Source organism: Terribacillus aidingensis (genome assembly GCF_040703035.1).
Lineage (GTDB): Bacteria > Bacillota > Bacilli > Bacillales > Amphibacillaceae > Terribacillus.
Window position 1 is genome coordinate 3,467,905 of record NZ_CP159996.1, and the last position, 14,018, is coordinate 3,481,922.

Genomic DNA, 14,018 nt, shown 5'->3' on the forward strand with positions numbered 1-14,018 from the left:
CTTTTTGCATGCGTGAACCTTTTTTCGCATGTCTCGAAAAGGCCTTTTAATACCTACCATGTTGCAGTTCTTAATGGAAAGTGACTGCTTCTTTCATTTTTTTTAGAAAGGGGGATGCCTGTTGGAGAATATTCAGGATTTATGGAAAAAGACATTACAAGCAATTGAAAAAAGAATCAGTAAGCCCAGTTTTGATACTTGGCTGAAAAATACACAAGCCTATGCTCTTGAAGAAGATACACTTGTGATTGAAGCCCCCAACGAATTCGCCAGAGATTGGCTGGAAAGCAGCTACTCCTCTTTGATCGGAGATACACTTTATGAAGTGACAGGCAATCGGCTGCAGACGAAATTCATCATTCCGGAATTTCAGCAGGAAGAAGAAGTCATCCGCCAGCCGATGCCCAAAAAAGCTGCTGAAAAGGATACGTTGGCAGAATCACCAAAAAGTATGCTGAATAGCAAGTACACATTTGATACGTTCGTTATCGGCTCTGGGAATCGGTTTGCCCATGCTGCTTCGCTTGCCGTTGCAGAAGCACCAGCAAAAGCTTATAACCCGCTATTCATATATGGTGGTGTTGGGCTCGGTAAGACCCATTTAATGCATGGAATCGGCCATTATGTCTTGGATCATAATCCGAATGCAAAGGTTGTTTACTTATCCTCCGAGAAGTTCACGAATGAATTCATCAATGCCATCAGGGATAATAAGACAGCGGAATTTCGGGCTAAATACCGCAATATCGACGTCCTTCTCATAGATGATATTCAATTCCTGGCTGGAAAAGAACAGACGCAGGAAGAGTTCTTCCATACATTCAATGCGTTACATGAAGAAAATAAACAAATCATCATTTCCAGTGACCGGCCGCCAAAGGAAATTCCAACATTGGAGGACCGGCTCAGGTCCCGCTTTGAATGGGGATTGATCACGGATATCACACCTCCGGATCTGGAGACACGGATTGCCATCCTTCGCAAGAAAGCAAAAGCAGAAGGCTTGGACATCCCGAATGAAGTCATGCTGTACATTGCCAATCAAATAGACACCAATATCCGGGAGCTGGAAGGTGCTCTTATACGTGTTGTTGCTTATTCATCCCTTATCAACTCGGATATTGATGCTTCCTTGGCAGCAGATGCACTGAAAAATATCATTCCCAGCTCTAAGCCGAAGGTCATTACGATCCATGCGATCCAGGAACAAGTCGGCGAGCGCTACAATGTCCGCTTGGAAGAATTCACTGCGAAGAAACGTACGAAGGCCATCGCTTTCCCTCGCCAAATCGCTATGTTCCTATCACGGGAACTGACTGATTTCTCTTTACCGAAAATTGGAGAAGAATTCGGCGGCAGAGACCATACAACCGTTATTCACGCGCATGAGAAAATCTCTAAACTACTAAGTGTAGATCAGGATTTACAGCGCGACATCGATGAAATAAAAGAAAGACTCAAATCTTTCTGACGATTGGACCCTGTTGATAAACGTGCATAAAGCCATTTTTTATTCACATATTATCCACAGGGTATTTTTATTGGTATTACTGGGCTTTTCTATACTTATCCACATAATCACAGGCCCTATTACTACTACTGTATTTTTATAAATAATAATTAATAAGAAGAACCCCCCATAGGAGGAACGCAATTATCATGAAATTTGTCATACAACGTGATCGGCTCTTAGCAAGTATTCAGGATGTTGTGAAAGCAATCTCATCCAGAACAGCAATTCCGATCCTTACCGGGATGAAAATCGAAGCAAAAGAAGATGGAATTACGTTAACAGGAAGTGATTCTGATATTTCCATCGAATCTTTCATTCCAAAAGAAGAAGACGGCATTGTATATGTTGAACAAATTGAACCTGGCAGCATCGTACTGCAAGCAAAATACTTCCCAGAAATCGTTCGAAAAGTACCAATGAATGCTGTTGAAATTGAATCCGACGCACAGTTGAACGTAACGATCCGATCTGGAAGTGCTGAATTTAAATTAAATGGCCAGGACGCAGAGGAATATCCACAGCTGCCAAAACTGCATAGTGAAGATAGCTTTGAACTGCCTGCCGATTTACTGAAAAATGTCATCAAAGAAACTGTATTTGCTGTTTCAACCCAGGAAACTCGACCACTGCTTACTGGTGTGAATGTTCGCGTTCAGGAAGATCAGCTGCATTTTGTTGCGACAGATAGTCACCGTTTGGCATCCCGTCAGATACCTGTTTCAACAAATGAAGCAGCGTTAGGTTTCCAAAATGTTGTCATTCCAGGGAAAAGTTTGACCGAATTGAACAAAATCCTTGATGAGAACCAGGATCCTGTCGAAATTCGGATCACAAATAATCAAATTCTGTTCCGGACGAAACATCTGTATTTCCTATCCCGTCTTTTGGAAGGAAACTATCCAGATACATCCCGTCTCATTCCATCAGAAAGTAAGACAGCATTACTTATCGACACGAAGGAATTGCTCCGCTCCATCGACCGGGCATCCTTACTGGCGAAAGAAAATAGAAATAATGTCGTGAAGCTGGTAACCCAGGCTTCCGGACAGCTTGAAATCAGCAGTAATTCACCGGAAGTTGGGCGTGTCGTAGAGGAAGTGACCGTTCAGGAAATTTCAGGTGAAGAATTGCGGATCAGTTTCAGTGCAAAATATATGATGGATGCATTGAAGGTCATCGAAAGTGAGCAAGTGAAGATCGAATTCACGGGAGCAATGCGCCCATTCCTTATCCGTCCAACTGACGACGAGGACTTGCTGCAGCTGATTACACCAGTCCGTACTTACTGAGTTATTCACATGTGGATAAAGGCACTGCCCTGGCGGCGGTGCTTTTTTTCTGTGCATAACATGACGTCCTGAAGGATTGGGCATAATGAAAATAACTTTCAAAGTTGTGGATACTTTAGTAAAATAATAAGAAGGCAACATAAAGTAAGGAGAGCGGAAATGAACGAAGAAATTCAGATCAATACCGAATATATCCAGCTTGGGAAATTCCTGAAGCTAGTGAATGCTGTCGAAAGCGGCGGAATGGTCAAGCTGTATTTAGCTGATTATCCGGTGCTGGTCAATGGCGAGGAAGAAAACAGACGCGGCAGGAAGCTGTATCCGGAGGATCGTGTAGAGCTGCCGGCGACATCCGAGGTATTCATTGTCAAAAAGGCATAGCAGTCTGCCGGATACAGAAAGGACCTAAGCATGCATATCCAAGAGCTAACGCTTACGCATTATCGGAATTACGATAAGCTGCAGCTTCAATTTGACGATAAGGTGAATGTGATCATCGGCGAGAATGCACAGGGCAAGACGAATCTGATGGAGGCCATCTACGTGCTTGCCTTCTCCAAATCGCATCGAACCCCTAAAGATAAAGAACTTATCCAATGGGAGCAAGATTATGCTAAAATAGAAGGGAACATCCTCAAGCGGAAACAGCGGTTTCCGCTTGAGATCGTCCTATCGTCCAAGGGAAAGAAAGCAAAACTGAATCATCTGGAACAAAAACGCCTAAGTGATTATATCGGGGCGCTCAATGTCGTCATGTTCGCTCCTGAGGATCTGAACTTGGTGAAAGGCAGTCCGCAAATTCGCAGGCGTTTTATTGATATGGAGATCGGGCAGATTCAGCCGGTCTATATCTACCACCTTGGACAATACCAAAAAGTATTGAAGCAGCGGAATCATCTGCTGAAGCTTCTGCAGCGGCGCCAAGCTGACACGACAATGCTTGATGTGCTGACGGAGCAGCTGATCGAGCATGCTGCCATCATATTAGAGAAACGTTTCCTCTTCCTCGGAATGCTCCGAAAATGGGCACAGCCCATCCACCAGAGCATCACAACGAAGCTGGAGACGCTTGATATAGAATATCTTTCCAACTTGCACGTATCAGAAGAATCCGATAAGGAAACGCTGAGAGTAGCATATGAGGAGAAATTCTCTGAATTACGGACACGTGAAGTGGAAAGAGGGACAACTTTAGCAGGCCCCCATCGTGATGACCTGTCTTTTTATGTGAATGGGAAAGATGTACAGGCTTTCGGTTCACAAGGTCAGCAGCGTACGACTGCTCTGTCGCTGAAGCTGGCTGAGATAGAACTGATTTATAACGAAGTCGGAGATTATCCGATTCTTTTGCTGGATGATGTCTTAAGCGAGCTCGATGACAGCAGGCAATCGCATTTGCTAGAAACAATACAGGGGAAAGTCCAAACCTTTGTCTCGACGACGAATGTATCGGGAATCCAGCATGAAACTCTGAAACAGGCAGAACTGTTCACGATAAAATCTGGGAAGCTTGTCAGTGAGTCAGGAGGGTCCTGATGTTTATCTCGATCGGTTGGAATAATGTCGTCAGAGCTGAAGAAGTGGTGGCCATCCTGGAATACAGCCAAGCAGCTAAAACAGTTGATCCCACTTTGGCAGAAAACGATGAAGCGGATCATATATCAGCCAAATCTATCATTGTCACCACTGATCGGATTTATTCCAGTCCATTATCCGTGCAGACATTGAAGAAACGGGCTGATACAACGGTTCCGAGAATGATAGAAGAAGATAACCTTTAAAGAAATGCAGGTGATTTAAATGGCAATGGAAGATAAAATGCCTGAAGAACAGTTGTATGGTGCAGATCAGATACAAGTACTAGAAGGATTGGAAGCAGTCCGCAAACGACCGGGAATGTACATCGGGTCTACGAGTGAACGCGGTCTGCACCATCTTGTATGGGAGATTGTCGATAATAGTATCGATGAGGCGCTTGCTGGCTACTGTGACCATATCCAAGTAATCATCGAAGAAGATAACAGTATCACTGTTGAAGATAATGGCCGAGGAATCCCGGTAGGTACACATGAGAAGACTGGCCGCCCAGCGGTTGAAGTTATCATGACAGTACTTCATGCCGGCGGTAAATTCGGCGGCGGAGGCTATAAGGTATCCGGAGGTCTCCACGGGGTAGGTGCGTCAGTTGTAAATGCTTTGTCCACGCAGCTTGATGTCCAGGTACACCGCGATGGCAAAATCCATGAACAAAGCTTCCAGCGTGGAATTCCGACAGGAGACCTTCAAGTGACTGGTGAATCCGATAGAACTGGTACAATTACACATTTCAAACCAGATCCTGAGATTTTCACAGAAACGACTGAATATAACAAAGAGACATTACTAGTTCGTATCCGGGAGCTTGCGTTCCTGAACAAAGGACTGGCAATCAGCCTGGAAGATAAACGCGAAGAGAATCCAGAGCGCATCACCTTCCATTACGAAGGCGGTATCCGTTCATATGTGGAGCATCTCAATCGTTCCAAGGAAGTACTGCACGAGCCATTCTATGCAGAGAATACAGATTCCGAAATCACTGTAGAGATTGCTTTGCAATACAATGACGGCTACACAAGCAGTATCTACTCATTTGCGAATAATATCCACACGTATGAAGGCGGAACGCATGAAGCTGGTTTCAAATCCGGCCTGACGCGTGTAATTAATGACTATGCTCGCAAAAACAACATGTTCAAAGAGGCAGATCCAAACCTTTCTGGGGATGATGTGCGCGAAGGATTGACTGCAATCATTTCCATCAAGCATCCGGATCCGCAGTTCGAAGGGCAGACGAAAACGAAGCTCGGAAACAGTGAAGCTCGTCAAGTAACGGATGCAGCGTTCACAGAGCTATTTTCCAAGTTCTTATTTGAGAACCCTGATACAGCACGAATTGTTGTTGAAAAAGGTTTGATGGCATCCCGTGCCCGTATTGCAGCCAAGCGTGCTCGCGAACTAACACGCCGTAAGGGTGCACTGGAAGTGAGCAGCTTACCAGGTAAACTTGCTGACTGTTCTTCCAAGGATGCTTCAATCAGTGAATTGTACGTCGTAGAGGGAGACTCTGCCGGCGGTTCTGCAAAACAGGGACGCGACCGACACTTCCAAGCAATCTTGCCTTTGCGTGGTAAGATCATCAACGTTGAAAAAGCGAGATTGGATAAAATTTTGGCCAATAATGAAATCCGTGCCATGATTACAGCGCTTGGTACCGGTATTGGTGAAGACTTTGATATTTCCAAAGCACGCTATCATAAACTGGTCATCATGACTGATGCGGATGTCGATGGTGCCCATATCCGGACACTGCTGTTGACGTTCTTCTATCGTTACATGCGACCATTGATCGAAAATGGCTATGTTTATATCGCACAGCCGCCACTCTATAAAGTACAGCAAGGAAAAGCAGCTTATTACGCTTATAATGATCGGGAACTTGAGCGGGTAATGAGTGAGATTCCGAAAGTACCAAAACCAGGATTACAGCGTTATAAAGGTCTTGGAGAAATGAATGCAGCACAGCTGTGGGAAACGACAATGGATCCGGAAAACCGTACATTGCTTCAAGTCAGCTTGGCTGATGCAATCGATGCGGATCAAATCTTTGACGTCCTGATGGGCGACAAAGTTGAGCCAAGACGGAATTTCATCCAAGATAACGCACAGAATGTACAGAATTTAGATATCTGACCAATAGAGTATTGTTTCCGGCAATTTGACAGGAGGTTTTCGCATGGCGGATGAATTACGTCCAAGTGTGCAAGAAAGAGATATAAGTCAGGAAATGCGTACATCATTTCTTGATTATGCAATGAGCGTTATCGTAGCGCGTGCATTGCCTGATGCAAGAGACGGCTTGAAGCCGGTGCATCGCAGAATCCTTTATGCATTGCATGATCTGGGTATGCATGCTGATAAGGCATATAAGAAATCAGCCCGTATCGTCGGGGAAGTAATCGGTAAATATCATCCGCATGGCGACACAGCTGTATACGAAGCGATGGTCCGGATGGCACAGGATTTCAGCTATCGCTATATGCTTGTAGACGGACATGGAAACTTCGGTTCTGTGGACGGTGACTCTGCAGCGGCAATGCGTTATACAGAAGCACGGATGTCCAAGATATCCATGGAGCTATTGCGTGATATCAACAAGGATACAATCGATTATGGCGATAACTACGACGGCTCTGAGAAACAGCCGCTCGTAATGCCAGCACGATTCCCTAACTTGCTCGTGAATGGAGCTTCTGGTATTGCGGTTGGTATGGCAACAAATATTCCGCCGCATAACCTGAATGAAACAATCAACGCGGTTTTGGCACTCAGTAAAAACCCGGATATCACTATTGAGGAATTGATGGATGATTATATATTCGGTCCGGATTTCCCTACTGCAGCTCAGATTTTGGGCCGCAGCGGTATTCGGAAAGCATATGAAACGGGCCGTGGTTCGATAACAATTCGTGCCAAGACAGAAATTATCGAGCATGATAACGGCAAATCGACCATTCTTGTACATGAATTGCCATATCAGGTGAATAAAGCACGTCTTGTTGAGAAAATAGCTGAACTTGTTCGTGATAAGCGCATTGAAGGAATTACAGACCTTCGGGATGAATCCGACCGAAACGGTATGCGCGTTGTGGTCGAGGTTCGCCGTGATGCGAACCCGAATGTCATTCTGAACAACTTGTACAAGCATACAGCCCTGCAGACATCCTTTGGGATCAATATGCTTGCCCTTGTAGATGACAAACCGCAGATTCTGAACTTGAAGCAGGCTTTGACACATTATCTTGATCACCAGCAAGTTGTCATTCGCCGCAGAACAGAATTCGAATTGCGCAAAGCAGAAGCAAGAGCACATATCCTGGAAGGTTTACGGATTGCCCTGGATAATCTTGATGAGATCATCAGCTTGATCCGTGGATCCCAGACAACAGATATCGCCCGTGATGCATTGATAGAGCGTTTCGAGCTTTCTGACAAGCAAGCACAAGCAATCCTTGATATGCGTCTGCAGCGCCTGACAGGCTTGGAGCGCGACAAGATCGAAGATGAGTACCAGGAGCTGGTTAGCTTAATCGCGGAGCTTAAAGCAATTCTTGCAGATGAAGAGAAGGTGCTTGAGATCATTCGGGAAGAATTGACTGAGATCAAGGAACGTTTCGGTGATGATCGCCGTACAGAAATCGTCATTGGCGGTACTGACTTTATTGAGGATGAAGCACTTATCCCTGTCGAGAACGTCGTTATCACATTGACGCATCAAGGTTACATCAAACGTCTGCCTTCAAACACGTACCGCAGCCAAGGACGCGGCGGCCGTGGAATCCAAGGTATGGGAACGAATGAAGATGATTTCGTTGAACACCTAATTTCCACAAGCACACATGATACGATTCTTTTCTTCACGAACAAAGGAAAAGTATATCGCGCGAAAGGTTATGAAGTGCCGGAATTCAGCCGTACAGCAAAAGGAATTCCGATCATCAATATGCTGGAAATCGAAAAAGGCGAATGGATCAATGCTTTGATTCCAGTCAAAGAGTTCGCTGATGACTGGTATTTGATATTCACAACCAAACAAGGTATCTCCAAACGGACGACTTTATCTCAATTCGCCAATATCCGTAAGGGCGGTCTAATTGCATTGAACTTGCGTGAGGATGATGAATTGATTTCTGTTCGAATGACAGATGGCCATAAACATATCATGATCGCGACGAAGAATGGTTATCTGATCCGATTCCCTGAGGAGCAAATCCGACCAATGGGCCGTACTGCTGCTGGGGTTAAAGGAATAACCTTACGCGGAGAAGATGATTCGGTTGTGTCCATGGATATAATCGATGAAGGTGTCGATATCTTGAATGTTACTGAAAAAGGTTTCGGCAAACGAACACCTGAGTCAGAGTATCGCATCACAAACCGTGGCGGTAAAGGGATCCTTACATCCAAAATCACGGATAAAACGGGACAGATGGTATCAGCTAAGCCGGTTACCGGTGAGGAAGATATCATGATCATTACAGTCTCCGGTGTATTGATTCGGATGCCAGTTTCCAGTATTTCGACTACTGGCCGTAATACACAGGGTGTGATTCTGATTCGCATTCAGGAGAATGAAGCAGTAGCAACTGTTGCTCGGATTGATAAAGAGCAAGAGGAAGAAATAGAAGCAGTTTCAGATGATATGCTGGAGGAACCAGTAGTATCAGAGACTGATGATACAGAAGAAGTATGATATTGAGCATTCCCGCTCCCATAGTGGGAATGCTTTTTTTTACATAACCTTTGGATGAAAGGATGCAGAATATGATCGTCTCAGCCAATCAGCTCGTTTCCGGCTGTATCGTAACAGCCGATGTTTTAGGAAAAAGCGGTATGCCGCTAGTAAAAAGTAAGACAGTCCTGACAGATACAGAAATCTTTTATTTGCAAAAAATGCTCGTAAAAGAAGTAACAGTTGCAGCTCGCTTAGAGGATGGCAGCAGTTTCGTTCCCGAAAAGGAGACTGTAAGCGTTCAGCCAGCCGATATACAAGTGCATTTCCTGGATGCCTATGCAGCCGCAGTTGAAAGCTATCAAAAGCAGTTCAATGCATGGCAGCATGGCTCCGCTGTCGATATAGCTGCACTTCGCAAACACATTCTTCCTGTTTTGGAGAAGGTCAGTGAATGGGAAGGAAATGTGTTCAATCTGCCTGCATACAGAACGCATAGTGATTATTTGCCGGAACACGCGACTGGTACCGCTGCACTTGTGGCTGCTGTTTTACAAAAAGCAGGTTTTCCTGAGGCGGACATCAAGCAAATCGGCTTAGCTGCTTATCTGGCAGATTGCGGTATGGCTAAACTTAAGCAGCCGTATCACATCCAGAAACGACGTTTGCAGGATACTGATTGGGAAGACATCCAAAAGCATCCAACCTTCTCCTATCGGATGGTCGAGCAAGCTTCTCTCCTTTCGTCGAAAGCGAAGCTTGCCATTCTCCAGCATCACGAACGGGCGGATGGAGCTGGTTACCCATTGCGATTACCGAAGGAAAAGATTCATTCCTTTGCAAGTCTCCTTTCCATCTGTGACACATATCATGCTTTGATAACCGAACGTGCTTATCAGGCTGCTGTATCACCGTATAAAGCGCTGGATATTATCCTGGAGGAGCAGTTCAGACGATTTGATCCAGCAATGATCCAGAACTTTACCCAGGCATTTGTCGATGCCCAGCAAAACACGACTGTCAAATTATCATCCGGGGAGTTTGCGGAGGTTGTCTATACCGATCATAACCATCCGACGAGGCCGATGGTACGTGAGCAAGAGACTGGTCAAGTAAAGGCATTGACTGATATGCAGCATATAAGAATCGAACAAATCATCTCATGAAGCACGCTGATCAGCGTGCTTTTTTTATATCCTGAAAATGCTTCAGCATATAGGATCCAATCAATAAAGGGAATTTTTCTGCAGTAATCTCCAGAAACCGGACAATGAGCGGATATTCATTGTGCCGGTTGACATGAAGCAGATCTGTCCACCACTCTGCTTCATAGCGGCAAATCATGCTTAGGTTGTACAGCAGTGCATAATGCGCCATGCACTCATGAAAGTTGCTCCAACAGCTTTGCCGGACAAAGTAGTATTGGCCCTTTACCGGATTTGAATAAAGCGGCCCAGCAGCTTGCCACAGCGAATCAGGCTGCTGCATTGTTAGCTGTTCCTGTCCTGTGATTTTAAAAGAGAAAGATTCCAGGAACTCCAAGAAGCGACGTTTTGTATATTGAAACTCGTCTAATAAGCAATCCGGCAGAATAAGTACATCCTTTTCCAGTCTAGCTTCTGTCAGGTTGCGCTTTCCCTCCTGCAGCGAAAGAAGATCATACAGTTCCGGAACTAATCCGAACATATCCCCCATGGAAACCTTTTTGATGCTATGAAATTCTCTCTTACAAACATGACGTGAAAAATACGGGAATAAGCCGCGCTGCTGCAATAAAACTTCATCTAAGCTGAATTGATAGTCGCGCTTCTTTCGCTTTCTAGACGATAACCCATGGGAAAGATCTGCTGTGGATTCTGGGTAGGCTGGACGCGTCAGCAGCAAACTCGCCTTCATAAAATGGGTCATTCCGTAAAATAATAAGACAGGTTTCATAAGCAGCGGGGCGTTCTTTCCATGGGAATAATAAGATTTACCGTGTTCCAGATAGGCAAGGAAGGCAGAAATGTTCTGATAGCTCCGTGCTTCGGCGTCTGGAATTCCAAGATACTGGTAGCTTTTTTGCAGGAAGGAAAGAGCTGCATCCTCTGCCTCGAGGAAGGAAAGAAAAGTGGATACGTTTTCATCATGCATACAGAATCCTCCAGTGATTTTTACGTGCTCATATAGTTGAAAAACCGCGCATCTTGGCGTATTGTAAGTAACAATAGGTTTTAATAGCAGTATTTTAACCATATATAAACATTTCATGATAAAAGGAGGATGAACATGCGGGAAGATAAGTTTACAAAAGAGGGTTTAACTTTTGATGATGTCTTGCTTGTACCGGCGAAATCAGAGGTTCTGCCACGTGATGTGAAGTTCCAGACAGCATTGACGAAAAATATCACTTTGAACATTCCATTGATCAGTGCAGGAATGGACACAGTAACAGAGGCAAGCATGGCGATTGCAATGGCTAGACAGGGTGGACTTGGTATCATTCACAAAAACATGTCCATTGAAGAGCAAGCAGAGCAGGTGGATCGCGTTAAACGTTCTGAAAGCGGCGTTATCACAGACCCATTCTTCTTATGCCCGGAAAACCAAGTATTCGATGCAGAGCATTTGATGGGTAAATTCCGCATTTCAGGTGTACCTATCGTTAACAACAGAGAAGAGCAGAAACTGATCGGTATACTGACAAATCGCGATCTTCGTTTCGTACAGGATTATTCCATCGCGATCTCCGATGTCATGACAAAAGAAAATTTGGTGACAGCACCTGTTGGAACTACATTGGATGATGCAGAGAAAATCCTTCAGAAGCATAAAATCGAAAAGCTGCCGCTTGTCGATGAAAATGGTGTGCTGAAAGGCTTGATCACGATCAAAGATATCGAGAAAGTGATTGAGTTCCCGAATTCTGCTAAAGATAAACATGGACGTTTGTTAGTAGGAGCTGCTGTTGGGGTTACTGGTGATGCAATGACCCGCATCAGTAAACTGGTGGACGCAGGGGTAGACGTACTTGTTGTTGATACAGCGCATGGTCACTCCAAAGGTGTTTTGGAGCAGGTGAAAGCGATCAAGGACAAGTTCCCTGAAGTAGATTTGATAGCTGGTAACGTTGCGACAGCTGAAGGTACGCGTGCGCTGATTGAAGCTGGTGCTGACGTCGTAAAAGTTGGTATTGGACCAGGCTCCATTTGTACAACACGTGTTGTAGCTGGTGTAGGCGTACCGCAAATCACTGCTGTGTACGATTGTGCAGCGGAAGCTGAAAAGCATGGTGTCGCTATCATTGCTGACGGCGGAATCAAGTATTCCGGTGATATCGCTAAAGCGATCGCAGCAGGCGGACATGCTGTCATGCTCGGCAGTATGTTTGCAGGTACAACAGAAAGCCCTGGTGAGACTGAAATCTTCCAAGGCCGTCAATATAAAGTGTATCGCGGTATGGGTTCTGTCGGTGCAATGAAATCCGGCTCCAAGGACCGTTACTTCCAAGGTGAAACAGAAGAAGCGAAGAAATTGGTACCAGAAGGCATCGAAGGCCGTGTAGCATACAAAGGATCACTTTCCGATACAGTCCATCAGCTGCTTGGCGGCTTGCGCGCCAGCATGGGCTACTGCGGTGCTCCTGATCTTGATTACTTCCGTGAAAATGCACAGTTCATCCGTATGACTGGTGCAGGATTGCGCGAAAGCCATCCGCACGATATCCAAATCACAAAAGAAGCACCGAACTATTCCGTAAACTAATCATATTTTGAAACGACGCCAAAATCGGCGTCGTTTCTTTTTTATAGTACATAATCTAACAAATAAACAGATTTTTTGCAATATAAATAATATTGTAAAAGTAGGGAGGGTTTGCTAACGTTATGGAGAATTATTAATCTCAAGGGGGAGATGAACGAATGAAAATGAAGAAATCACTTTCAGCAGTAGTACTTATGACGTTGTTAGCACTTATACTCAGCGCTTGTGGAGGGGGAACAGCCGGGGGTTCAGGGGATTCCGGTGAGGAAGAAGGCGGACAGCAATTCATCACGCTGCTCACAGGCGGAACAGAAGGTACATATTATCCGCTTGGCGGAAGTATCGCGGAGATTCTAAATTCCAATGTGGATGATGTAAAAGCGACAGCTACCTCTACTGGTGCCTCAGTGGAGAATATGAATAAATTGAGTGAAGGAAATGATGATATCGTCGCGTTCAGCCAGACTGATATTGCTGCGTATGCATCGGAAGGAACGTTGATGTTTGATGGTCAAGGAATCGATAGCATCCAGGCCATTGGTTCTTTGTATCCGGAAACGATCCAGATTGTCGCTACGGAAGATAGCGGCATACAGACAGTGGAAGATTTAAAAGGCAAAACAGTTTCAATTGGTGCCCCAGGATCAGGAACGAATGCAAGTGCAGAAGATATCCTTGGAATCTACGACATGACAGTGGAAGATATCGAAGTCCAGAATCTTGATTTCGGTGAATCAACAGCTGGTATGCAGGATGGTACCATTGATGCTGCTTTCATTACAGCTGGTACGCCGACAGGGGCAGTAGAAAGTCTTTCAGCAACGACTCCAGTCACGATTGTAGGGCTGGATCAAGATAAAGTGGATCAATTGATCGAAGAGAAGCCTTATTACGCTCCTTACACGATCGAAGCAGGAACATACAGCTTGGAGGAGCCTGTAGAAACAGTTTCTGTAAATGCAATGCTTGTAACTACAGAAGGTATGGATGAGGAACTCGTTTATAACATGACAAAGGCATTGTATGAAAATACAGGAGATATCGGCCATCAAAAGGCAGAATTAATCAAAGCAGAAACAGCTGCTGATGGTGTAAGTATTCCATTCCATCCAGGTGCCCAGCGCTATTTGGAGGAAGCGGGAGTGGAACTGCCTTCTTCCTGATTGAATACAGAAAACGCCGGTAGCTCGTTTACCGGCGTTTT

General features: G+C 45.0%; 11 protein-coding genes. 10 read left to right on the forward strand and 1 reads right to left on the reverse strand.

Features of this window, described 5'->3' with window-relative positions; all coding sequences use genetic code 11:
• Positions 1–121: 121 nt before the first annotated feature.
• The 8 genes from dnaA (at position 122) to ABXS78_RS17875 (ending at position 10,236) form a co-directional block, all read left to right on the forward strand.
• Positions 122–1,471: a chromosomal replication initiator protein DnaA gene (dnaA, locus tag ABXS78_RS17840; RefSeq protein WP_366248364.1), complete on the forward strand. Its 1,350-nt coding sequence runs from the start codon at positions 122–124 to the stop codon at positions 1,469–1,471.
• Positions 1,472–1,659: 188 nt separating this feature from the next.
• Positions 1,660–2,802 (forward strand): DNA polymerase III subunit beta, encoded by a 1,143-nt coding sequence (dnaN, locus tag ABXS78_RS17845; RefSeq protein WP_366248365.1) that lies wholly within the window; start codon positions 1,660–1,662, stop codon positions 2,800–2,802.
• Between the two features lie 159 nt (positions 2,803–2,961).
• On the forward strand, positions 2,962–3,183 hold the full coding sequence (gene yaaA / locus ABXS78_RS17850; RefSeq protein WP_095220703.1) for a S4 domain-containing protein YaaA: 222 nt from the start codon (positions 2,962–2,964) through the stop codon (positions 3,181–3,183).
• A gap of 30 nt (positions 3,184–3,213) precedes the next feature.
• Positions 3,214–4,338, forward strand: coding sequence for a DNA replication/repair protein RecF (recF, locus tag ABXS78_RS17855; RefSeq protein ID WP_366248366.1), 1,125 nt, complete (start codon positions 3,214–3,216; stop codon positions 4,336–4,338).
• Positions 4,338–4,583, forward strand: a complete 246-nt coding sequence (remB, locus tag ABXS78_RS17860; RefSeq protein ID WP_095222085.1) for an extracellular matrix regulator RemB — start codon at positions 4,338–4,340, stop codon at positions 4,581–4,583. Before recF ends, remB begins: the two co-directional genes overlap by 1 nt.
• Before the next feature lie 37 nt (positions 4,584–4,620).
• Entirely contained in the window at positions 4,621–6,531 is a 1,911-nt protein-coding gene (gene gyrB / locus ABXS78_RS17865; RefSeq protein WP_366249981.1) for a DNA topoisomerase (ATP-hydrolyzing) subunit B, read from the forward strand.
• 43 nt (positions 6,532–6,574) lie between these two features.
• A complete protein-coding gene (gene gyrA / locus ABXS78_RS17870; protein ID WP_095222089.1) occupies positions 6,575–9,091 on the forward strand; it encodes a DNA gyrase subunit A in 2,517 nt (838 codons plus the stop codon).
• A gap of 62 nt (positions 9,092–9,153) precedes the next feature.
• Complete coding sequence (locus ABXS78_RS17875; protein ID WP_366248367.1) at positions 9,154–10,236, forward strand: HD domain-containing phosphohydrolase; 1,083 nt, start codon at positions 9,154–9,156, stop codon at positions 10,234–10,236.
• 10 nt (positions 10,237–10,246) lie between these two features.
• Here the strand turns inward: ABXS78_RS17875 and ABXS78_RS17880 are convergent, their stop codons facing one another.
• Positions 10,247–11,203, reverse strand: a complete 957-nt coding sequence (locus tag ABXS78_RS17880; RefSeq protein ID WP_366248368.1) for a YaaC family protein — start codon at positions 11,201–11,203, stop codon at positions 10,247–10,249.
• A 135-nt stretch (positions 11,204–11,338) separates the two neighbouring features.
• Here ABXS78_RS17880 and guaB point away from each other — a divergent pair, with 135 nt between their 5' ends.
• Positions 11,339–12,814: an IMP dehydrogenase gene (gene guaB, locus ABXS78_RS17885; protein WP_095222095.1), complete on the forward strand. Its 1,476-nt coding sequence runs from the start codon at positions 11,339–11,341 to the stop codon at positions 12,812–12,814.
• Positions 12,815–12,972: 158 nt separating this feature from the next.
• Positions 12,973–13,977: a TAXI family TRAP transporter solute-binding subunit gene (locus tag ABXS78_RS17890; RefSeq protein WP_366248369.1), complete on the forward strand. Its 1,005-nt coding sequence runs from the start codon at positions 12,973–12,975 to the stop codon at positions 13,975–13,977.
• Positions 13,978–14,018 lie beyond the last annotated feature (41 nt).